We start from the raw sequence: 22520 nt of genomic DNA, 5'->3' as shown, positions 1-22520 counted from the left end.
GCCGCCGCCGATCAGCAGCGCCCCGAGCCCATCGAATCGCCCGGGGCGCGTCGGCTCATGAGGAAGAAGGCGAAGCAAGGCCGGGATCAGGACCAGGACGATAGCCGTCATGAAGAAGAGGGTGCGCCAGCCGCCGAACTGGGCAAAGATCCCGCCCGCAAGCGGCCCGAGTCCGAAGGCCAGGGAGGTAGAGGCGACGATCAGGGCAATCGCCCGTCCGCGCTGGGCAGCAGGGAGATGTCTGGCGATGAGCAAGAGCGCGAGGCCTTTCACGCCTCCCGCTCCGGCGCCTTGCAGCAGCCGGGCGCCGAGCAGCATGGCGGCGCCTCCGCTCAGGCTGCCGAGGATGGAGCCGATGCCGAAGCACGCCAGGCAGATCGCCAGCAGCGTGCGTGGCGATCGGAAATCGGCGAGTCGACTATAGGTGATGGATGCGATCGCATAGATGATCGAATAACCGCTGACAATCCAGGACAGCGAGGCGCCGGACATATGGAACGCTTGCGCGATTTGGGGCAGTGCGACGTTGAACATCGTCGTATTCATAATCGCCAGCAGTACCGTAAGCGCCAGTACCGGGACGACGATCGAGGTGCGCATAGGGGATGAGGATTCGTCTGGGTAACTCATGATGTCTCCTTCCGCGTTCGGAATCAATTGCCCTCCCGGCTCGTTCATGTCATACTATAACTTAAAGTTATCTGATAGGAATACCTACACTTTGTAATGCAGTTCATTATACTTTTTAATACATTTAAAGCGAGGCCAACGATGGATATTCAATATTTTATAACGTTTCGGGAGGTCGCGCGTTGTCAAAATCTGACGCGAGCGGCAATCAAGCTCGGCTATGCCCAACCGACGGTAAGTGTGCAGATTCAGCGGCTGGAGCACCATTTTGGCACCAAGCTGTTCGAGCGGAGCAGCAAGCGGCTCAAGCTGACGGCCAGCGGCGTGCAGATGCTCTCGTATGCCGACCAGATTGTCGAGGGCTATCATCATGCCCTGGAGCGATTCAGCACAGGAGCCAATGTGAATCTGGCGATCGGCACAACGGAGACGCTGGCGTCCTTTTTTCTACCGCCTTATTTCCAGGCGTTTCGCAGCCGGTACCCGGAAGCCAATGTCGTCTTTTTTCCAACTTCGGATCATGAGATCAGTCGCAAGATCAAAAGCGGCGAGCTGGACATCGGCATCGTCCTCGATATGCCCGTCATCGATCCTGAGCTCAAGGCGATATCCGTTCGGAATGAGGAGATGATCTTCATCTGCGCCAAGGATCATCCGTTGCACGGCAGGCAGGATATGGGCATGAATGAGCTGCAGAACAGCTCATTTATCCTGACGGAGAAGGGCTGCTGCTATCGGAGCGCGCTGGAGCGATCGATGCATGACAAGGGAATCACCTATCAGATCGTGTCGGAGATGGGAAGTCTGGAGGGGATCAAGCAATGTGTGTTGTACGGCATGGGAATCGCGATGATCCCCAAGATCGCGGCTAACGAAATGCTGGCGAAGCAGCAGATCTCCGCCTTCTCGATCCGGGAGGAGACGTTATCCTCGTTTTACACGCAGATCATCATCCATAAGAACAAGCATCTGTCGGCGCCGCTCCGCTATCTGATCGAGCTGATCACCTCGCAGGCGGCGGGCGCAAGGGGATGAAGTCTGTCTCAGCTAATGAGGCAGCTTTTGAATAAGATCGGGATAAAGATGTACATTTGTTTTTAACTCGACCCTTTTCTCGTTGTCATCGTTATAGATAGCCGTTGCTGTCCCATCCGTATTCTCCCAAAACAAGACATTCCCATTATGGTAGGCTTCAAATAAGGGATCAGTATCAGGAATAAAATTAGGAGCAATTGCGCCCGCCGTTTTTGATAAATCGTAGCCATCATACTGACCGACACCTGTTGCTTTCCCATCTTTAATTTTGACTAACGTTCTGTATCGACCGTCAGAAAAGATATACACATCAGATCTTCCCACTGGGAAAGAATACTCGTGATATGCGCTAGCTAATCCAAGCGATTTAAAATCATGCGTGATTGGCAAAGAAATGGCTGCTATACGTGCTGCTTGTAAATCTTCTTGTGCAATTTGCCCCATGTCATATGTATAATCTTTGGCGTTCACAAAAACCATCTTTCGAAGAGAATCATATGTCACATCAAAATTCAGGGCTTCACTTACAAAACGAATTGGTACGAGTACGCGCCCATTTAGATTTTTTGCTGCTTGATCCATGTTTAGCTTTTGGTTCCCTTTATAGGCAATCTTACTGCCTACAGTAATTTTCAGGTATTCGCTCTTTGCATTTTTTAACGTCACTACATTAGAAGAATAGCTGTAATGAATACCCAAAGATGCTAAGGAGCGAATAGGAATAAATAAGCGGTCATTATCAAGTGTGGGATGCACATCCATCGCAATAAACTGTCCGTTAACAACCACCTCTACAGGCCGATTCGTATAACTCTCGTTTGCGGCTTGCGTTGAAGCTACCCCCATGAAACATAGACTAACAAAAGCAAGGAACAGTATAAATTTTTTCAAAGTCAAGCCTCCTTCCAAGATTCAAAGCCTGTCATCCTGAAAATGGATGTTATACATTTAGACGATGAAAATATAAAAAGGTCTCTGGGATTCAGGGGAATTTCAAGAAAATTTTGATTTGACAGGTTCTTCTGCCAGCGGTCTAAACGTTCATAGCACTGCGGGAAACCCCGCAGTGCTATGAACCGTTCTTTTAAGGCGCTCGGGTGAGCGTTACTTCATCGATATGGAGCGTCGTGTAGCCCGGCGAGTCGACGTAGAAGCCGACATCGACGCTGCCGCTGGTGACGTTGATGTTGTCGATGACGATCGTCTTCCAGACGCCGTCGTTGCTGATGTTGGCATAGATCGGCGATCCGCCGTGACCTTGCACCTCGGCTCGCGCGGTCGTCGGCGTCGTGTTCTTCATTCGCACCTTGGCCTCCAGGCGGTACGTCGCGTTGTTCACCGGCACATCGACGACCTGGTGGATGCTCTGTTGATAGGCGTTGTCGCTATGGAAGTACGCCCGCTGGTTGCGCCGGGCCGGGCCCTCCGGCGGGTGCAGGGCGTTGCCGCTGTCGATGCCGAAGGCGGAAGGCTGGCCGCTTGGCTGCCATTGCGTCCAGTTGCTGTTGTAGGTCGTATCGCGCTCGAAGTCGCCGTTGTCGAGCAGATTGCGCTCGCTCGCCAGCGTCGTGATCGCGCTGGCCGAGACGGCGAGCCGGTCGAGGTTGACGTTGCCGCTATTGCCGCTATTTCTGCGGAAGCTGATCGTGTTCCGGCCGGCCGTCAGTGTCGCCGTCATCGTGTGCTCATTCCACAGGTTCCAGTTCATGCCGGGACTGGTCAACGTGACTGTGGAAGCCGCGCCGCCGTTTACGATCGCGCTTAGCGTCTTCGTCGAGCCGGTGCCGTTGGCATAGCGGAGCGACAGATTGTACGTGCCGGCGCTCGGGGCGTAGACGTCGAAGCTCGCCTCTGCGCCGACCCCGGTCAGGTTGTCGACGAAGGCTGCGCCCTTGTAGAACCAATGGTCCTGGCTAGTGCCCGCGCCGCCCCACAGCTTGGCGCTCTCCGCCGCGTATTCGGCTTGCGTCGGCGCGAATGGCACGCGGATATAGTCGAGATTGACGCCGCCAGTGTCGCCGGCGTCGCTGTCGTATTTGTACGTGATGATATTCTGTCCGGCAGTCAGCGGCAGTGTTGTCGTCTGCGTGCCCCACTGGCTCCACGCGCCGGTATCTGCGAGCGAGAGCTGCTGGACGCGGGCGGCGTTGACATAGACGCTGAGCGTCTTGGCTGAGCCGGAGCCGTTGGCATAGCGGAGCTCGACAGGATAGTCGCCGCTGACCGGCGCATTGGCGTAGACGGTGACTGCTGCGCCCGGCACATCAAGCTTGTCGACGAAGCCGCTGCCGGAGTAGCCGGAATGGTTCGTATTGATGCCCGCCCGGGTGGTCGGCGTCGCGCCGGAGCGCGAGGCGTCCTCGACCTCGTAGATGGCGTGCGTCGCGGCCGATGGCGCCGAGCCGCTTACTTCGACGACGGTGGCAGAGCCGCTGGCGGCAGGCAGCTTGACATAGGTGACATCGCCGTAGATGTCGCGTCCGCTCGCCCAGCCGCTGCCGGATGCCGCCTGCAGCGCCTGCAGATCGCCGTAGCCGGTCAGCGCGCTGCCGCCAGCCGTGACGGCGGACCCTGCGCGGCCATGGATCTTCAGCACATAGTGCTGGACATCCGGCGTATAGCTGCCGCTGCCTGCGCCGACCTCGACGCGCACACTGCTGCTCAGATCCTGGGCGGCGAGCCGCTGCTCGAAGCTGCTGCCGCTCTCATAATCGTAGCTGCTGCCGTCGTCCTCGTAGTAGGTGAAGCTTGTCTCGCTCGCGCTCGGGAAGATGTCGACGTTGACCGTCGTCACCGACTGCTGGTCGACATAGTCGAGCACCTGCTGATTCGGGATGATCGCGCCTTGCTTCACGAAGAGCGGCACGTCGGTCCATGTATCAGCATTGACCGGATAGTGGATCGTCTGACCGCCGCTATAGGTCTGGCCGCGATGGTAGTCGATCCAGGTGCCGGCAGGCAGGTAGATCTGCTTGCTGTGCTGCGCCTCGCCCAGGACAGGGGAGACGAGCAGCCAGTCGCCGAACATCCACGCCTCCGTATAGTCGGCTGCCTGCGGATCGTTCGGATAGTCGAAGAGCAGCGGCTTGATCAGGCCGAGACCTGTCTCGCTCGCTTCGCGCTCATAGGCGTACATGTACGGCAGGAGCGAGTAGCGGGTATGCATGACTGCCTTGGACGCTTCCTCCGCCGTCGCGCCGTACAGCCAGGGTTGGCGCTGCTGGTTGTAGTTGCCGTGTACCCGGAACACCGGCGTGAAGGCGCCGAACTGCATCCAGCGCGTGTATAGCTCCGGACTCGGGTTCGGTCCGCTCGCGCCGCCGAGGCTGTTGAAGCCGCCGGTGTCCATGCCCCATTTGGGCTGACCGAGGTTGGCCGAGGAGAGCATGATGCGCGGCTGCTCCTGCATGCCCGGGGCCCAGTTGAACAGCTCGCCTTTGTAAAATTGGGTGCCGATATCGCCCGACCAGAGCGTCGTCGCATAACGCTGCGCGCCGGGGTAGTAGCTGCGCGCCGTCTGCCAGACGCGTACGCCGTCGTTTGTATAGTCGCGCTGACCGTCATACATCGCCTGCGAGGTGAAGCCGGTCGAGAAGTTGCCGAACCAGTATTGCGCTGATCCGGAGTCGACCTTGTCCGTCTCGTCATTCCACCAGCCGACGATGCCTTTGTCGAAGGCGTCGATCGAATGCTGCCACCACCAGTCGCGCGAGGCCTGCTGGTACGGGTCGAAGCTGCGGACCGTGACCGGGATGAAGTAGTCGGTGTATTCGTTGTGCCCGGGGTAAAAATAGCCGTTGCTGTCGGCGTCGTAATATTGCTGCGTCCGCTGGTTGGCGAAGTCGCGCGTAATGATGCGCGGCTTGCGGATGCCGATCAGCCGGATGCCCTCCGCCTCCATGTCTTCCTTGAGCTGCGTCGTGGCCGCATCCGGGAAGTTGTCCGTATTCCAGCGGAACTCGCCGTAGTTGTCTTCCCCATAATCCATCCAGTCGTAATCGAGGGCAAAGGCGTCGATCGGGATATTGCGGGCCCGATAGCCGTCGACATGAGCCTCCAGCTCGTCCTGGTCGATGCCCCACTCGAAGTTCATGAAGCCAAGCGACCACTTCGGCAGCATCGGCGCCGTGCCGGTCACCTGAGCGTAGGAGGCCATGATCTCCTTCGGCTCGCCGACCATAATATAGTACTCGACATTGGTCTTCGTATAGCGGCGGCCCTCCGTCGGCGTGCCGCCGTAGTAGAACTCCAGCTTGCCGGTCGTGTCGGTGTACGGGTAGCCGCCGTCGCTGTCGACGAGCACGCCGTAGCCTGCCGTCGACCACATGAACGGGCCGCCAGCGTCGCCCTGCTGCCCGGCATGGGCAGGGTGGTCCGAGCTGTTACGGAGCAGGCCGCCGACATCCTCCTGCGCGTTGAAGCTGCGGATGCCGTAGATATTGTCGGTGCTGCCGCGCTGGAAGCGGACGCCGTCCTCGAAGACGCCGCCAGATGCAGGCTCCCAGAGCAGCGTCGTGCCGTCGGCCTTCTTGATGGTCATGCGCGCTGGCGTACGCGCGATCTCGATGCGCATGCGCGGCGTCGTTACGACGATCGGATCGCCGGACGTATCGATCGTCGCCCCGACGGCGTCCCATGACGCATCCGGGTCGATCATCGGCGTGCTGGGCGAGGGGGCTGCGCCTGAGGGACGATAGTCGACCCGCAGCAGCTCCTCGCTCAGCACGTCCAGCTCGAGGATATCGCTGGCGCTCGTGCCGTTGTCGAGCGTCAGGGTGAGGCTGTCGCCGCTGGCGACCGCGCCGGTGACATTGCCGAGCCCGGCGGCGGACGCCTCCTGCCAGGGCGGGACGATCGGCAGGATGAGCGCCAGCGCCAGCAGGATGGCGAGCATGCGCCGCAGCAGCGGCTGGTGGACAGGTATGGACATAGGTATACCTCCCATATTTGTGGTTGATGCGAGTAGAGCTTCGCGTATGGCGATCTAACCTAATCGATCCCAATCTCGAAGTCCGTGCCTTCCCAGCGGTCGACGCTTGGCTCGAGGATGCCGTTGTTGTTGTCGTCCCAGAGGAAGGTGAAGTCGACGGTGTCGCCGGTCGCGAACGGCCCTACCGATATCTCGTAGTCGAGATCGCCGGTGCTTGAGCCGTTAGGAGCGAGAGCCGTGTCTGTGACGCCCGTCCAGCCATTGGCGCCCCAGTGCACCCACCCTGGCAGACCGGCGCGGAAGGTGATGCGGTAGCCCTCCGGCACCGAGGCGATCTGGCGGTCGAACTGCCAGATGTACGTCTTGGCGAGCTGCATATGGTCGAGGTTGATCGCCCCGTAGCTGGCGTCGCCATGCCAGAGCACGATGCTGCGATAGCCCGGCGGCAGCGAGACGCTCAGCTCGGCGTAGCGCCATTGATCCCAGCCGCCGGTGCTCGGGAAGTGGACGGTCCCGGCATAGTGGCCATCGACGAAGACGCGCTTGCTCGCAGCGGTGCCGCCATTGCTGTAGCGGAAGCGCAGCGCGTAGTCCTCGCCGTCCGAGGGGACGATGAACGAGACGCCGTCATTGAGCGAGCTGAACTGGTCGACGAAGCCGCTGCCCGTATAGCCGCTATGGTTGTTGTTAGCGGCGGTCGCCGACTTGATCGCCAGCTCGGCCTCGTAGATGTCGTCCGTCGGCCCATCGAACGCTCGCTTCATGTAGACCATGCTCCAGTACTCCAGCGACGGCAGCGTGAAGGCGACATAATCGCCGTGGATGTCCGTGCCGGTCGTATAGGCGAGCGACTGGGTACGATTGTCGTCATGGTCCGGCGAGGCGAGATAGACGCCCGAGATCGTCTCGTCGGGGCTGACGTACACCTTGGTCGCGATATTGGTGTGCAAGGTCGGCGGGTTGGCGCTGTTGCGCCACTGGTTGTCATTGTTAGCCAGGTTAATGAAATGGACGATATTGTACTCCGGCGTCCGCTTCACCTGATGCCAGACCGTGTTGGGCGAGGCATCGCCGCTGGCCGATACCATATCCAGATTGACGAACTGGCTGCCGGAGTCGTTATCCACGACATCGGGATCGAACAGCAGATTCTCGTAGGCGGTGATAAAGTTGTAATGCTGCTTCAGCGCCTCCTTGAGCTCGCTGCGCATGCTCTTGCTGCGGTTCGGATAGTACTCGTGCGCCAGCATCTGGCTGTCCTCGCCGAGCTCGATATGGGTCGCGCCGCTGGCTGCCATCATCGCGTTGGCGAGCCGGATCGAGTGCGGGTCAAAGGTGCCGAGCGTCAGGCTGTCGAGGTTGATCGCGCCGACATTGCCCGCATCGTAGGCGAGCTTGATCGTGTGCGTGCCTGGCGTCAGATACACCTGATGCCACGTCTCGTGCGACCAGGCGCTCCAGCTCGGCTGATTTTGGAACGGCAGCTCGATCTCGAATGCGCTGTCCACGTACAGGTTGCGGGTGGCCGTGAAGCCGGAGTTGTTCGCGAAGCGGAAGACAAGCGAATAGTAGCCCTCCTCCGGTACGGTGATGGAGAACGTGACGGCGTCGCCGGGATCGGCGAACTGATCGACGAAGCCGGAGCCGGTGTAGCCGCTATGGTTGTTGTTGGTCGCTGTGTTCGTGAGCGCGGCGCTCTCGGCCTCGTAGCGGTCGCCGATATTCTCGCGATAGTTCATGTAGGCGGCGAGCACGACGGCTTTGTTGCCGCTGTTCGCCTTGAGGCTGTCGATGTAGTCCTTGAGCTGGATGTAGCTGTCCGAGAGATGCCAGATCTCGCTGTAGAGGAAGTCGACGTCGGCGCCGCCGCTCACCTCGTTGGCCGCCCAGCCGTCCACGGTGCCGTCGACGATGTTGTAGGTGATGCGGTCCTTGTCGCTGTTGTTGGCGGTGAGCGTCGACTTGGCTTCGTTGATGAAGGGGGTGAAGGTCGCCGGGAAGTTAAGCGGATTGCCCCAATAGTCGTAGACGTTGTTGCGCTGGCCCATCTGGTCGACGTGGATGCCATCGAAGCCGGCGGTGTTGATCGCGTCGAGGTACTGGGCGTGGATGAAGCTCTGCCAGTCCGTGTTGGCGGGATTGAAGAGGTACATGTAGGTCGAGTTGTTGCCGAAGTCAACGTCGAGCTGCTGCAGATGGTTCGGGTCCTGGTAGATGCCCCACTCCGAATCGACGCCGTAGCTCTCGTAATCCTCGCGGGCGGCATAGATCATCGCATAGGCCATCGCCGCGCCGTTCTGGTCATGGACCGCGTCGATCTGATTCTGTATCGTCTGCCACGAAATCTCGCGGTTGAACAGGTCGATCCAGGTCGAATCGATGGCGCTGCCGGTCCGCTTGATCATCGTCTCATGCCGCCACATCCAGTCGTAGAACTGCCAGGCGTTGATCTTGTAATCCTGGGCCAGCTCGTCGATCTTGGCGGCGCTCTCGGCGGCCGTCTCGTCCGGGTGGAACTCGCTCACATAACCGTAGCGCGGATACCGGGCAAAGTCGCTGGAGACGTCGATCGCGGTCGTGCCGCTGCCGAGCGCGCCGGCGTCGATGTCGGCCAGATAGCCCTTGAAGTCGGTCGCAGGGCTGGTCCATGTGAACTGGACGTCCTCGGTCTGTCCGCCGCCGATCGTCACCGTCTGCGAGGCGGTGTGGACCTGGTCCTCCAGATGCGCGATGCGCAGCTGCACTGTACCCGTCCAGGCGATGCTGTCCGTGTTGCGGACCTGGGCGGTAATCGTCACCGGATCGCCGGGATCGTAGCGGGATTTGTCGGTATAGACGCGTTCGACGTCGCCGCTCGCGGCATGCGCCGTCTGCTCCAGCGCCGCCGGCTGCCAGGGCGGCAGGGCGAGCAGCAGCGCCAGGACGAGGAGGAGCCAGCCTTTGTTTCGGATTGCCATAACTGTCACCTGCTTTCTCATGATATACTTTCCGTAACCGCTTACAAATTTGAATTCCGTTGCCTCTCCTTTCCCTTTGATATGAAGCGGGCCGCTCCCTATCTGCTCATGTTAGGGCTGAAGCTTGTCCCCTATGTGGGAGCTTATTCCATTATAGCGCGGCGGCGGAGCGGCCGAGGAGGCAGTTTATTCCGATTTGGTATGCTATTTTCGTCATTTTGGATGAACCCTTTGCTTTTGCTTTACTTGCGGCGGTCACATGCAGGACAATAGGCGGAGAAGCATCCCAAGCGTACGGAATATCGCGACATGTGGAGGGGAAGCGTATGCTGCGCAACTGGTTAAGCCGACGTCTGTCAACCAAGCTGGTCACGACGATGCTGCTCATGCTCGGCGTGTCGATCACCTTCACGAGCCTGCTCTATTACCGCGACTCCACCGGCATCATCGCCGATCAGGTGCGCGAGTCGAGCCGCCAGTCGGCGAAGCAATCGGCCGATTATATGTCGCTGATCCTCACCGTAGCTAGCGATATGAGTCTGCAGATTTCGCGGGATGCGACGATCCAGCGCGTGCTCCAGGAGGAGGCGCGGGGCTCGCTGACGGTCGACGACCGCTTCCAGATCAAGGAGACGGTCGATCAGTTGCTTAACAACCTCGTCTACACCAACTCCTTTATCCGCAGCATCTATCTGTTGCAGGAGGAGGGCAGCAACTGGGGCAGCGGCCTCTTCAACATCTCCAAGGTGCGGCGCTATACGCTGAGCGACCATGACTGGTACACCGATGTCGCGCAAGGCCGGGCGGACGACCGCTGGCTGCCCTTGCAGTATGATCCGTTCAGCGGCGGCTCCAACACTGAGCTGGTGCTCACCTATGTGAAGCCGCTGCGCAATCTGCAGACCCGGCAAGCGATCGGCGCGATCGTCATCAACCTCGACGGCCATGTCGTGCTGCAGGCGATCGACCGCATTCGGCTCGGCAAGACGGGCAAGTTTTTCATCGTCGATCCCGAGGGTCGGCTGATGATCGATCCCGATGAGCAGAGCTGGAGCGGCGAGCTGCTGGCGAGCGAGGCGTGGCAGTCGATGCGGCAGCGCAGCAGCCTGCCTCAGGAGTTCGAGCTGGAGCTTGGCGGCATCCGCTACTATGCCGTCACCTCGCCGATGGCGAGCGGCTGGGCGGTCATCGGCGGCGTGCCGATCGGCGAGATCGTCGGCGACATTCAGAATATCCAGTACAAAATCTGGCTCTACTCAGGCATCCTGCTGCTGCTCGGCTCGCTCGTCAGCTGGCTGCTCTCCCGCCGCATCACCTCGCCGCTCAAGCAGCTGATGCGCCAGATGGCGCAGCTGGAGCGCAGCAACTTCCGGGCGATGACCGAGGTGACGTCGCAGGACGAGGTCGGCCAGCTGAGCCGGCAGTTCAACCGGATGCTGCGCCAGATCGAACAGCTCATCACCCAGGTCAACGAGGTGGAGTCCAAAAAGCGCGAGGCCGAGATGCGCGCGCTGCGCCATCAGATCAACCCCCATTTTCTGTACAATACGCTCTCGACGATCCGTTGGATGGTCAAGTTCAAGCGTTATGACGGCGTCTATGACGGCATCTCGGCGCTCGTGCAGCTGATGGAGGCGAGCATGGAGAAGCGCGGTCCGTTCCTGACGATCGGCGACGAGCTCAGTCTGATCGAGCGCTACATGGTCATCCAGCGCTTCCGCTACGACGCCCGGCTCGAGCTGACTGTCGATTGCGATCCGGCGCTGCTGGATGTCTCGATCCCGCGCATGCTGCTGCAGCCGATCGTCGAGAATGCGATCTTCCACGGCATCGCGCCCAAGGAGACCGGCGGCCTCATCTCCCTATCGATCCGCGAGGAGGCGGCAGGCAGCAGACGTCAGCTCGTGCTGCGGATCGCCGACGACGGCGTCGGCATCGCGCCGGAGCGGCTCGGGGAGCTGCTAGTGCCTGGCGAGCGCTCGCGGGCAGGGATGCTCGGCATCGGGCTGAGTCATGTGCATGAGACGATCCAGCTCTACTACGGCGAGCAGAGCGGGCTGCGCATCCGCAGCGAGCTGGGAGCGGGGACCGAGGTAGAGCTGCGGCTGCTCAGGAAGGAGGAGATGGACGATGCCGTATAACGTATTGATCGCCGATGACGAGCCGATGATCCGCTATGGCCTCGTCTCCTGCATCGATTGGGAGCAGGAGGGGCTGCGGCTGCTCGGCGAGGCTGCCAACGGAGCGGCAGCGCTCAGGAAGCTGCAGGAGGAGCCGGCGGACATCCTGATCACCGACATCAAGATGCCGCTCATGGACGGCCTTGAGCTGGTGCGCCATGCCAAGGCGCTCAACCCTCGGGTACAGGCGATCCTAGTGTCGAGCTACAACGACTTTGACTATGCTCGCGAGGCCGTCAAGCTCGGCGTCGTCGTCGACTATCTGCTGAAGCCGACGATGGAGCCGGAGGATCTGCTGGCGATCGTCCGCATCTGCAAGGCCAAGCTCGATGAGGAGGCGGAGCGTCGCCGCGACGAGGAGCGGGCGGCCGAGGTCGAGCAGGGCAGTCGGCTGCGGCGGCTCGAGGGCGAGCTGCGCGGACTGCTGGCCGGGCATCGGACGACGCCGGGCTGGATGCCGGAATGGATGAAAGGACCGCTGGTCGCCTCGATCTGGAGGCATGTCCCGCAGGCTGGGGAGGCGGAGGGCGCGATCGACCATCTGCTGACGCTGGAGACGGCGACGGCCCGGCTGTCGCAACTGCTGCCGCGCAGCGTTGCGCTCATCATCGGCGAGCAGGCTTTCCTGGCGCTGCTCCCGGATCGCGAGAGCGACGGCTTCCCGGCGATCGAGGGCGCGCAGCGGCGGCTGCAGCAGGAGAACGGGCTGCTGTTCACGGTCGGCGTCTCGCCGGTCTTCCACCATTGGCGGACGCTGCCGGAGGCGTGCCGCTGGGCTCAAGCGGCGAGCGAGGAGTCGTTTTTTGGCGGGGAGGGGCGCTGCTACGCCGGCAAGATCGCGCCCGCCCAGCCGCCCGAGCCCGCCGTGCCGCTGGACGACTGGCACGGCCCGTTCCATGCGCAGCGCGAGCAGTTCTCCCGCGCCTGCGCAGATGCCGATGAGACGGCGGGGCGAGTGGCGCTCGCAGCCGTCTGCGCGATCTGGCAGGCACGCGAGTATACGCGCCAGGAGGTGCTGGCGCAAGCGCAGAGCCTGCTCACGATCCTCTGGTCGCGCGGGCACAAGGTCAAGTCCGAGCAGATGATGCTGCAGATCCTGGAGCGGCTGCAGCATATCCGCTCGATCCGCACGCTGCAGGAACTGACGGCGCGCGTCGAGCGGGAGTACGACCGCCACTGGACGCAGGACAGCGTGGAGCTGCTGTCCGGGGGCGACAGCGGCAGCGCCCATATGATCCAGCTCGCGCTGGCGTATATCCAGGAGCATTATCGCCGCGAGCTGTCGCTGCAGAAGGTAGCGGACCATGTGCACATGAGCAAAAACTACTTTAGCGAGCAATTCAAGCGTCGCACCGGGCTCAACTATATCGACTTCGTCATCCGGCTGCGGGTCCACTATGCCAAGCAGTTGCTGACGGACACGAGCCTGAGGATCCACGATATCGGCCTCATGTCGGGCTTCAACTCGCCCAAGCACTTCCTGAAGCTGTTCAAGCGCGAGGTCGGCTGCACGCCGGCCGAATATCGCGGGCAAGCGGCGGGCCGGGCGGAGACGGCGGCGGATGAGCGGCTGCAGGGCGGGAGCAAAGGAGAGACAGGCAATGACTAGGGCACAGCTTCCTCACGCGCGTCACAATTGGACTCTTCGTATCTGGTTCTGTCGTATCTGGTCCCGCCGTAACGGGCTTCGCCGTATCTGGAGCAGCCCGATCGGGTTACTGGTCCTGCTCGCATGCGTCCTGCTGCTCGCGGCCTGCGCGCCGCGCTCCCTCGTGCCCGAGAGCGGTCCGGTCGAGGAGCGCGAGCCTGCCGCCGAGACCCCTCGGATGACGCTGATGTTCTGGCATACGTACAGCGAGCTGGAGGAGCGCGTCTTCCGCGAGGAGGTGCTGCCGCTGTTCGAGGCGGAACATCCGGATATCCGCATCGAGGCGGTGCGCAAGGATTATACCGAGCAGTTGAAGGCCAATGTGATGGCTTCCGCTGCCGACAGCCAGCAGCCGGATGTGATGCGGATGGACATCATCTGGGTGCCGGAGTTCGCCCGGCAGGGGCTGTTGACGGAGCTGTCGGCGCTGGAGGGCTTCGAGGCGCTGCAGGGGCAGTTCGTCGGCGCGCTGCTGGAGACCAACCGCTACGGCGATGGTTACTACGGCTTGCCGGTCAATGCCAATACGAAGGCTGCCATCTTCAACATGCGGCTGCTGCGCGAGGCAGGTCTCAGCGAGCCGCCTGCGACCTTTGCCGAGCTGATCGATGCACAGCAGCGTCTGAGCGTGAGCGATCCGGCGCTATCTAGCATCGGCATCTGCTGCGCCGCGTCGTGGGGGACGCTGCCGTACTTCTGGACGTTCGGCGGCGAGCTGACGGACGAGGGCTACACGCGCGCCACCGGATATCTTGACAGCCCGCACAGTCTGAGGGCGCTCGCTCAGCTCCGCGACTGGTTCGAGCAGGGCATCATCAGCCGCTCGATTCTGACCGGCGACCCCGGCACCTGGGACGGCATCCTCAAGGGCGATCTGCTCATGATCGACGAGGCGCACTGGTTTTACTCTGCGAACCGGGAGGGCGAGCATGCCGAAGCGTTGTCCGATATGGTCGTAGCCCCGTTCCCGGATGATGTGCGGACAGGAACCTCAATTATCGGGGGCGAGAACCTGGTATTATTCGATAATACTCGGTATCCCGAGGAGGCTTGGACGTTTATCCGATGGATGATGCAGCCGCAGCCGCAGCTGCTGATGGCGCGCACCGGGCTCATCCCGACGATCCGCGATGTCCAGCCGGAGGGCGGCGAGGCGTGGTTCACGCCCTATGCGGACCAGCTCGATCATGCCCGGCCGCGGCCGCCCGTGCCGGCCTGGACGCAGATCGACGACGAGTTCGCGCGGATGATCGAGCGCATCCTCACCGGCGAGCAGCCGCTCGAGGATGCGGTGCGGGCCTCGGCGGCGCGAATCGACGAGCTGCTGGCGGACGGATGAGCGGGGAGGCGGGCCTCATTGCGTCGGAGCGTCCTCGATCAGCGTCAGCAGCTCGCGCACCGGGGTGCGCGGTCTGGCGCGGCGCGCCTTGTCTTCCTCAAAGTAGCCCATATGGAGCGTGCCGACGACTTTCTGGCCCGGCTTCACGCCGACGGCCTCGCGGAAGCGAGGGTCCCAGTTGTACTCGTTCGTCTTCCAGACGACGCCGAGCTTGCGCTCCCAGGCGAGCAACTGTAAATTCTGGATGAGCGCGCTGGCCGCAGAGAAGGCTTCCTCCCATTCCTTGGGTCGCGGCTCCTCATCGATCAACACGACGAGATGGATCGGCACCCCCTTGCAGTAAGCCTCGGCGACCTTTTCTCCATACTGCTTCAGCTTGTCCGCAGGGTAGGTTGCGAGGACCGCGTCCGAGAATTGCCGACGGCCCTCGCCTGCGAACAACAGGAAGCGCCACGGCTCGCGCCGGGAGTGGAAGGGGGCCCAGACGGCCTCCTCCAGCAGCTCGAGAATGAGCGGCACCGGGACCGGGTCTGCGGTGAATTGGTTGACCGTGCGACGCTTGCGGATCGTCTGACGGATCGCTTCGTAAGGTTCCATAGCATGCATGCTTCCTTTCATTCATTCTTTTGGTTGCGTGGAAGGGAAATTCAGCCCGTCTGCTGACCCCGGAGTGTGCAGACACACCCCAGGGCAGCAGCCTTACTTCGCCAGCGCGGCGAGCAGGTCGTCGACCTTCTGGTTGTAGGCAAGCGGGCCGAAGGTCATCCAGTGGTCCATGGCGACCTCGTACACCTGTCCCTTCTGCACAGCGGGGATCGATTGCCATAGCGTGCTGGCCATCATCTCCTCGGCGCGCTCCTTGCCGCCTTCATCGTAAGTGACGAATAGATGGTCGACCTTCAGGTCGGAGATGATCTCCTGCGAGACGACGACCATACTCTTCTCTCCCCAGGCCAGCTCCTTGACGATATCCGGCGGTGTCAGGCCAAGATCGGTATACATGACATTGCCGACGTAGCCGCCTGGACCGCCGTACAGCCGCAGCTCCTTGTCGCTGCGCATCCGGATCATCGCCACCGTCTCCTCGCCGATCGCGGCCTTGAGCGTCGCGCGCGCCTGCTCGACCTTGGCGGTATAGTCGGCCAGCACTTGCTCCGCTTCCTTCTCTTTGCCTAGCAGCTTGCCCATCGTCAGCAGCGATTCGCGCCACTGATTGGGTGCATCCTCGCCGAAGACATACGTTGGCGCGATGGCGGAGAAGCTCTCGTATTTGCCCTCGGAGGCGTAGTTGGGGAAGCCTAGCACGATCAAGTCGGGCTGCGCTGCGAGCGCCGCCTCGAAGCTGATCGCGCTTGTGTCGATCGGCGGCAGGTCGCCGATGTACGGGCTGAGGTATTGGAGGGAGAACGTACCGATGACGGTCTGCATTACCGGCTTTACGCCGAGCGCCGCCAGATAGTCTTCCATATAGACCGCGATGACCCGCTGGGGCTCGGCCGGCGCCTCGATAGAGCCCATGACATGCTCGAATGTCCGGGTAGCCGTCGCGCTCTCTTGGGCGGCTGTCTCGGTGCCCGATGGAGCGTTCTCCGAGGCTAGGGCGCCGTTGCCGGCTTGCGAGCCCGGGGTTTCGGCCGACGCAGTGTTTTCGTTGTTCGTATGCGCGGCGCCGCATGCGCTCAGGACGAGAGTGGCGAGCAGGATAAGAGCGGTCATGGTGCGGATTTTTCTGGTATTCATTGATGCATCCCCTTCTTCGATAAAGATAATCATTTTCATTTACATTGTATAGGGATGACTTGGCCTATTGCCATAGTGGATTGTTTGATTTCTTTTATACGATTGTCAGCCCTCGTCGTCGCCGTCAAGAGATGATCGATCGAGCGTCGGAGCCAGCGCGCCGAGCAGCGCCTCGATCTTGCGCGTGTGCGCGAGCAAGCCGAAGGACATCCACACATCGGTCGTCTGGAGGTAGACGCGGCGATGCCGGACTGCCGCCAGACGGCGCCATGCGGGGGACGCCATCAGCGACTCGGCCTGGCCGGCCTGGCCGTCATCTATGACGAGGATGAGGTGGTCGGCCTCCAGCAAGGCCAGCGCCTCCGGGGCGATGGGGATGACCGGCGTCTGGTGCTTGGCGATCCACTCTTGGAGCAGCGGCGGCATAGACAGACGGAGATCCTCATAGAGCACCGGACCGACATAGCCGCCGGCGGCGCCATACAGACATAGCCCCTGCTTGAGGTGGATGCGCAAAAAAGCGACCGTCTGCCGTCCGATCGCCCTGGCGAGCTGCTCCCTGGCTGCGCGTGCTGCACGCTCGTAGCTTGCCAGCGCCTGCTCGGCCGCTTCTGCTCGTCCCACCAGCTCCCCGACCAGCCGCAACGTCGCGCGCCAGTCCGCCTCGGGCTGCTGGAAGACATAGGTGGGAGCAATCGCGGCGAACTGCTCGTAACGACCGTCTGCCGCGAAGCTGGAGAAGCCGAGCAGAATCCGATCAGGTCGCACTTGCCGGAGCCGCTCGAAGTCGGGATGAGCCACATCCCACCGTTCGACGTCGCCGAGCGCGGACGCCAGATAGCGTTGATAATAGCCTGATCTGGCGTATTGCACGGGCGGAGTGATGCCCAGTGCAGCCAGATGATCCTCGAGGAACAGGCCGACGACAGAGCCCGGTGCGGGAGCTTCCGCAGGCCGCAGCTTCGGCAGCAGGTGCTGCGTATAGAGCTCGGAGCTGGCCACCTTGCGCGAGCGGCTGCGCTTCGCGTAGGCACTCGGCGGCAGCCCGGTGAACTGCTTGAAACGGCTGCTGAAATAAAACTCGCTGCTGTAGCCGACCGCCTGGGCAATCTCGCGCAGCGGCGCATCGGAGGTCAGCAGCAGCTCCTTGGCATGACGGACGCGAATTTCCGCCAGCATGTCCATCGGGCTTTTGCCGGTCCGCTTGCGGAAGGCGGACGAGAAATAACCCGGGCTCATCTGGGCACGCTCCGCGAGCAGCTCGCGCGTCAGATCCTGTTCGTACGCTTGCTCCATATAGTCGATCGCGCGCTGAAGCGCGTTGGCTGTATCCGGCTTGGCAGGAGCCTGCTCGATCTGACGCCATACCTGCTCCAGGGCGTCGAGGAACGTCCGCTGACGCCGAAATTGCTGCAGCGGTCCGCTTTGGCCTCTCGTCTCATAGAGCTCCGCGAGACTGGCCGCTATAGCGGGCGGCTCGTACCAGTAGACCTCGCCGCAGTAGCCGAAGCTGGCCCCCTCTCGGCGCAACGCAGGCTCATTGGCCGCGAATCCGCTGATCCGTACTGCATCGAAGGCAAGCGCGTAGCCTTGCAGCGGTATCTGGGGATCGTGACTGATGCTGTACGGTCGGTCGGGCGCAATCATATAACAGCTGTCGCGATGCAGCGGCGTCCGTTCGCCATCCGTCTCGAGCGCGCCGTTCCCGTCGGTAATATAGAGCAGCAGATGCGTCCGGGATAGCTGGCTGCCAGCATCCAGCGGCCCCAGCTGGCGCACATCCAGCAAGATGAACATGAGCGGGGCCTCCAGGGGCGAGGGCGTATGCATGGTTTGATCTCTCCTTCTTGGTATGACAAACGAGCGGATACGGATCTGGCATTGCCCGGCGCGACCGTTGCTATTCGAATTCCTCCAGCACCTTGGAGCGATCCCCGTACACCTTGTCCAGATGCCGCTCTCCCCAATGGCACAGATGGTCCAGCGCAGGCTTCAACTCCCAACCATAGGGGGTGAGTTCATATTCGACTTTCGGCGGAATTTCATTGTACACCTTACGCGCGATAATCTCGTCTTTTTCCAGGCCCCTGAGTTGCGTGGTGAGCATTTTTTGCGTAATGTCGGGAATGAGCCGTCGAAGCTCGGATGTCCGTTTCCGCCCTGTCATCAGATGGTAGAGGATCAAGGGCTTCCATTTGCCTCCCATCACCTCGAGTGCCGCTTCCACGCCTACGTTGTACTTTTTTTGAGCGTCGCTTTTCCTTCCCTCGGTCATGGCTTAGCCCTCCGCTTCATCGCTTCTATGTTAAGGAACTTTCAGGTTCCTATCGTACGTTCAGCTTCCTATCGCACTTGAAAGTGCGTACTTTTTCATTCGTCGATTCCTGCTTATAATAGCATTCAGACGCACGGGATGGCTACTTATCAACGAGGAGAAAGGCGTGAAGCTACGACATGAATGTATTGATCATTGTATCGCATCCCAGAAGGGATTCCTTGACGTTCCAAGCGGCGGAGCGCTTCGCCCAAGGTCTGACCGATGCCGGTCATCGCTATGAAATGCTGGATCTGCATGGGATCGGCTTTGACCCGCTGCTGCGAGGCGTGGATGAGCCGGATCTGACGGTGGACGAGCAGCGATTTTCGCCTGAGGTGGAGCGGGAGATCGAGCGGATGAAGGCGCATGATGCGCTGGCCTTCGTATTCCCGGTCTGGTGGTGGCATCTGCCGGCGATGCTGAAGGGCTACGTCGATCGCGTGTTGAATAACGGATTCGCCTACGGCGCGAATCAGCTGCATCATCGGCATGCGCTATGGCTTGGTCTTGCTGGCGTCTCGGAGGCGCAGATGAAGAAACGCAACTATGATCAGACGATCGCTCATCTGTTGAACATCGGCATTGCTGATTATTGCGGCATCTCCAACTCGCAGGTGGAGTTTTTGTACGAGACGCAAGATGTACCGCCCGAGCATTATGAGCGCTTGCTGCATCAGGCCTACACCGCAGGCTTGCACTATGCCAAGGAGCTGCCGAGCGAGGCGTTGAAGGGAGACAGCGGCAGCCCGCTCTCTTCGTAACGGACCCAAAGCTCGAGAGATGCATGTGCGTGGTCTACAATGGAGGGCGCTGCGATAGCGACCGCCTGACGAATTACTACAAGTGGACAGCGCCCGCCCATGAATGGGCAGCACCACCCGCACGTATCTTTTTTTCCGCTGGCCGTTAATTAACGCACCTCTCCGCTAGCCGCTGCCCGCCTGACTCGCCGAAGTCATGAATAAAGCGCACCAAACCCGAATGTAAGGCCATCCTCCGGATGGCCTGTTCGTGTCTATACTGGAGATGCGTCAAACATCGAAGCATAGGGGGACATGAACATATGAAAGCGCGCACATCCTGGATGACCAAAAGCTCGGCGGCTCTGCTCGTCGCCGTCATGCTGGGCACGGCCTGCTCTAGCGGTCCGGCCAACACGCCGCCGCCCGCCAATACCGGAGGAGAGCAAGGCACCAATAAAGGCACCAACACAGGGGCAGAGACGCCGCCGCCTGAGGTCAAGGAGGCGACCATCGAGTTCTGGCACGCCTACGGCGAGGGAGAGGAGAAGGTGCTGCTGGAGGAGGTGCTGCCGAAGTTCAAGGAGCAATACCCGCATCTGACGGTCAATCCGACCCGGATGCCGACCGAGAATCTGGAGCAGCAGGTCATCACTGCCGTCGCGGGCAATGTCGCGCCGGATATTATGCGGATGGACAATACATGGATCCCGAAGTTCGCCCGCGAGCAGGCGCTGCTGCCCGTCGACGGCTTCCCGGATTTCGCTGCGCTCAAGGACGCTTCCTTCGAAGCGCCGATGTCGACCAACTATTACGACGGCCAATACTACGGTGTGCCGCTCGATACCAATACGAAGATCGCGATCTATAACAAGGAGCTGCTGGCGGAGGCCGGCGCGACCGAGCCGCCGCAGACGATGGAGGAGCTGGCCGAGCTGGCGCGGGCGCTCAAGCAGAAGGACCCCGGCAAGTTCGGCATTACGATCGGCGGCGTCGACGCCTGGAATATGCCGCCGTGGTTCTGGTCGCTGGGCGGCCGCATCACCGACGACGAATACACGAAGGCCACCGGCTATCTGAACAGCCCCGAGAGCGTGCAGGCGCTTGAGACGATCATCGGCTGGCATGAAGAGGGGCTGCTGGCGCCGCCGATCCTGGCCGGACAGCCGGGCACGTGGGAGGGACTGCGCGGCGAGGAGGGCACGCCCGCGACCTATATGATGATCAATGACGGGCCGTGGTTTTTCAGCATCCTGGGCGACGCCGTTACCGAGACGATGATTCCCGCCAAGATGCCAAGCGGGCCGGACGGCAAGAGCCACTCGGTCATCGGCGGGCAGAACCTTGTCCTCTTCCGCGGAGCCAAGGAGCCGGACGCCGCCTGGCAGTTCGCCCAATTTATGTCGAGCGAGGAGATCCAGGTGTTGATGGCGGTCAAGACCGGTGCGATCCCGACCAACCGGACAGCCGCGCAAGCGGAGGAGCTGAAGGCGATCCCTTATCTGCAAGCGTACGTCGACGAGCTGGAGACAGCGCTGGCGCGCACGCCAAGCGCCGAGTGGGATAAGATCAGCCAAGCGTTCCAGGCGGCCTTCGAGGCGGCGCTGCGCGGGCAGGCGACGCCGCAGGATGCGCTTGATGCCGCTGCCGCCGAGATTGACGGCTACCTGTCGCGCTAATGAGGAGAGCTATCCGGCAATACGTGCAAGTCGCGCCTTATCTGACGTTGGGCGTGCTGCTGACCGCCGTGTTTGTGCTGTACCCGCTGGTCAAGGGGATCTACATCAGCTTTTTCGAGTACAAGGTGCTAGCGCCGGAGCTGAGTCTGTTCGTCGGCTTCGACAACTACGCGCGCGCGATTCAGGACCCCAAGGTGCTGATCGCGCTGCGCAACACGGTGTTGTTCGCCCTCGTCACCGTACCTGGCCAATGGCTGCTCGGCGTCATCGTTGCGATGATGGTCAATTTGCGGACGATCCGCTTCAAGCTGTTTTTCCGCTTCGTCTACTATCTGCCGGTCATCAGCTCGTGGATCGTCGTCTCGTATCTGTTCAAGTATCTGTTCTCCGACAGTGCCAGCGGCATGGTCAACTATCTGCTCGTCGAGCTGATCCCCGTGCTGCCTGCGCCGGTCAACTGGCTGCAGAACACATGGACGGCCAATCTCGTCGTCTGGATCGTGAGCATCTGGAAGGGGATCGGCTGGGTAATGATCATGTACCTGGCGGCGCTGCAGTCGGTGCCCAAGTCGCTCTACGAGGCGGCGTCGATCGACGGCGCCAAGGGCGTGCGCACCTTCATCCATATCACGCTGCCGCTCATGAAGCCGATGACGACGTACGTGCTGATCAATCTGATCATCGGCTCGTTCCAGGCGTTCATCCAGGTGTTCCTCATCACCGAGGGCGGGCCGATGGACTCGACGCATCTGCTGAGCACGTATATGTTCCGGCATGCGTTCCAGTTTTTCGACTTTGGCTATGCCTCGGCGATCAGCGTCATGATGGGGCTGATGATCTTCGTCCTGACCTACAGCCAGCAGCGGACATTCGGCAAGGATCGTATCGAATATTAGACCCCGGCCCGTCCGAGCGTGCGGAGGAGGCGAGCGGACGGGCGGGGCTCTCCCGGAAGGAGCAAGTCACGATGGCCAAATGGTCCACAGGGATCGTCCATGCGCTGTTGGTGCTGGGTATCTTCGTCGTCATCGGCCCATTCATCTATATGGTCATGACCTCGCTGACGACCGACAACTTCAGCTTGCCCAGTCCGACCAAGCTGCTGCATGCCGACAAGACGCTGGTCAACTACTCGGATGCATGGTCCAAAAACAACTTTTCGCGTTATTTCCTGAACAGCATGCTCGTCTCGACGGTGACGATGGTCCTGTCGCTTTCGCTGGCGGCCTCGACGGCTTACGCCTTCGCCAGGTTCCAGTTCCCGGGCAAGGAATTTCTGTTCAAGCTGTTCCTGTTCACGATGTTCGTGCCGGCGATCCTCAACA

Annotated in this window: 15 protein-coding genes and 1 pseudogene; 8 read left to right on the top strand and 8 right to left on the bottom strand. The window is 61.1% G+C overall.

Annotation, left to right across the window (positions count from 1 at the left end):
* A partial coding sequence (locus PA598K_RS14635; RefSeq protein WP_185601975.1) for an MFS transporter occupies positions 1-630 on the bottom strand: 630 nt, incomplete at its 3' end.
* 141 nt (positions 631-771) lie between these two features.
* Here PA598K_RS14635 and PA598K_RS14630 point away from each other — a divergent pair.
* On the top strand, positions 772-1665 hold the full coding sequence (locus tag PA598K_RS14630) for a LysR family transcriptional regulator (protein WP_128657686.1): 894 nt from the start codon (positions 772-774) through the stop codon (positions 1663-1665).
* Between the two features lie 12 nt (positions 1666-1677).
* Here PA598K_RS14630 and PA598K_RS14625 read toward each other — a convergent pair whose 3' ends face one another.
* The 3 genes from PA598K_RS14625 to PA598K_RS14615 form a co-directional block, all read right to left on the bottom strand.
* Complete coding sequence (locus PA598K_RS14625) at positions 1678-2556, bottom strand: copper amine oxidase N-terminal domain-containing protein (protein ID WP_128657685.1); 879 nt, start codon at positions 2554-2556, stop codon at positions 1678-1680.
* 193 nt (positions 2557-2749) lie between these two features.
* The gene (locus tag PA598K_RS14620; protein WP_128657684.1) at positions 2750-6595 is read right to left on the bottom strand and encodes a TIM-barrel domain-containing protein; all 3846 of its coding nucleotides are present in this window, start codon (positions 6593-6595) and stop codon (positions 2750-2752) included.
* 59 nt (positions 6596-6654) lie between these two features.
* Positions 6655-9552: a glycoside hydrolase family 66 protein gene (locus PA598K_RS14615; protein ID WP_185601974.1), complete on the bottom strand. Its 2898-nt coding sequence runs from the start codon at positions 9550-9552 to the stop codon at positions 6655-6657.
* 326 nt (positions 9553-9878) lie between these two features.
* Between PA598K_RS14615 and PA598K_RS14610 the strand changes: the two genes are divergently transcribed.
* The 3 genes from PA598K_RS14610 to PA598K_RS14600 are packed head-to-tail and all read left to right on the top strand — an operon-like array spanning position 9879 to position 14719.
* Entirely contained in the window at positions 9879-11693 is a 1815-nt protein-coding gene (locus PA598K_RS14610) for a cache domain-containing sensor histidine kinase (RefSeq protein WP_128657682.1), read from the top strand.
* Positions 11683-13341 (top strand): response regulator transcription factor, encoded by a 1659-nt coding sequence (locus tag PA598K_RS14605; protein WP_128657681.1) that lies wholly within the window; start codon positions 11683-11685, stop codon positions 13339-13341. Before PA598K_RS14610 ends, PA598K_RS14605 begins: the two co-directional genes overlap by 11 nt.
* Complete coding sequence (locus tag PA598K_RS14600) at positions 13334-14719, top strand: extracellular solute-binding protein (RefSeq protein ID WP_185601973.1); 1386 nt, start codon at positions 13334-13336, stop codon at positions 14717-14719. Before PA598K_RS14605 ends, PA598K_RS14600 begins: the two co-directional genes overlap by 8 nt.
* A 15-nt stretch (positions 14720-14734) precedes the next feature.
* Here the strand turns inward: PA598K_RS14600 and PA598K_RS14595 are convergent, their stop codons facing one another.
* The 4 genes from PA598K_RS14595 to PA598K_RS14580 form a co-directional block, all read right to left on the bottom strand.
* A complete protein-coding gene (locus PA598K_RS14595) occupies positions 14735-15316 on the bottom strand; it encodes a nitroreductase family protein (protein WP_128657679.1) in 582 nt (193 codons plus the stop codon).
* A 102-nt stretch (positions 15317-15418) separates the two neighbouring features.
* Positions 15419-16459: an ABC transporter substrate-binding protein gene (locus PA598K_RS14590; protein WP_185601972.1), complete on the bottom strand. Its 1041-nt coding sequence runs from the start codon at positions 16457-16459 to the stop codon at positions 15419-15421.
* A 105-nt stretch (positions 16460-16564) separates the two neighbouring features.
* Positions 16565-18256 (bottom strand): helix-turn-helix domain-containing protein, encoded by a 1692-nt coding sequence (locus PA598K_RS14585; RefSeq protein ID WP_185601971.1) that lies wholly within the window; start codon positions 18254-18256, stop codon positions 16565-16567.
* A gap of 103 nt (positions 18257-18359) precedes the next feature.
* Positions 18360-18734 carry a winged helix-turn-helix transcriptional regulator gene (locus PA598K_RS14580; RefSeq protein ID WP_128657676.1) on the bottom strand — a complete coding sequence of 125 codons (375 nt, stop codon included), beginning with the start codon at positions 18732-18734 and terminating at the stop codon, positions 18360-18362.
* 179 nt (positions 18735-18913) lie between these two features.
* On the opposite strand from PA598K_RS14580, the gene PA598K_RS14575 reads away from it, so the two are divergent.
* From PA598K_RS14575 to PA598K_RS37325, 4 genes and pseudogenes are all read left to right on the top strand, one after another.
* Positions 18914-19537: an NAD(P)H oxidoreductase gene (locus PA598K_RS14575; protein ID WP_128657675.1), complete on the top strand. Its 624-nt coding sequence runs from the start codon at positions 18914-18916 to the stop codon at positions 19535-19537.
* A gap of 302 nt (positions 19538-19839) precedes the next feature.
* Positions 19840-21195 carry an extracellular solute-binding protein gene (locus tag PA598K_RS14570; protein WP_128657674.1) on the top strand — a complete coding sequence of 452 codons (1356 nt, stop codon included), beginning with the start codon at positions 19840-19842 and terminating at the stop codon, positions 21193-21195.
* A complete protein-coding gene (locus tag PA598K_RS14565) occupies positions 21195-22091 on the top strand; it encodes a carbohydrate ABC transporter permease (RefSeq protein ID WP_128657673.1) in 897 nt (298 codons plus the stop codon). The genes PA598K_RS14570 and PA598K_RS14565 overlap by 1 nt, the downstream gene beginning before the upstream one ends.
* 71 nt (positions 22092-22162) lie before the next feature.
* Positions 22163-22520, top strand: a pseudogene (locus tag PA598K_RS37325) (carbohydrate ABC transporter permease); the annotation flags it as partial.

The sequence above is a fragment of the Paenibacillus sp. 598K genome (assembly GCF_003851045.1).
Classification (GTDB): domain Bacteria; phylum Bacillota; class Bacilli; order Paenibacillales; family Paenibacillaceae; genus Paenibacillus_D.
Note: the sequence above shows the minus strand (reverse complement) of the source record. Positions and strands in the feature narration are given on the sequence as shown.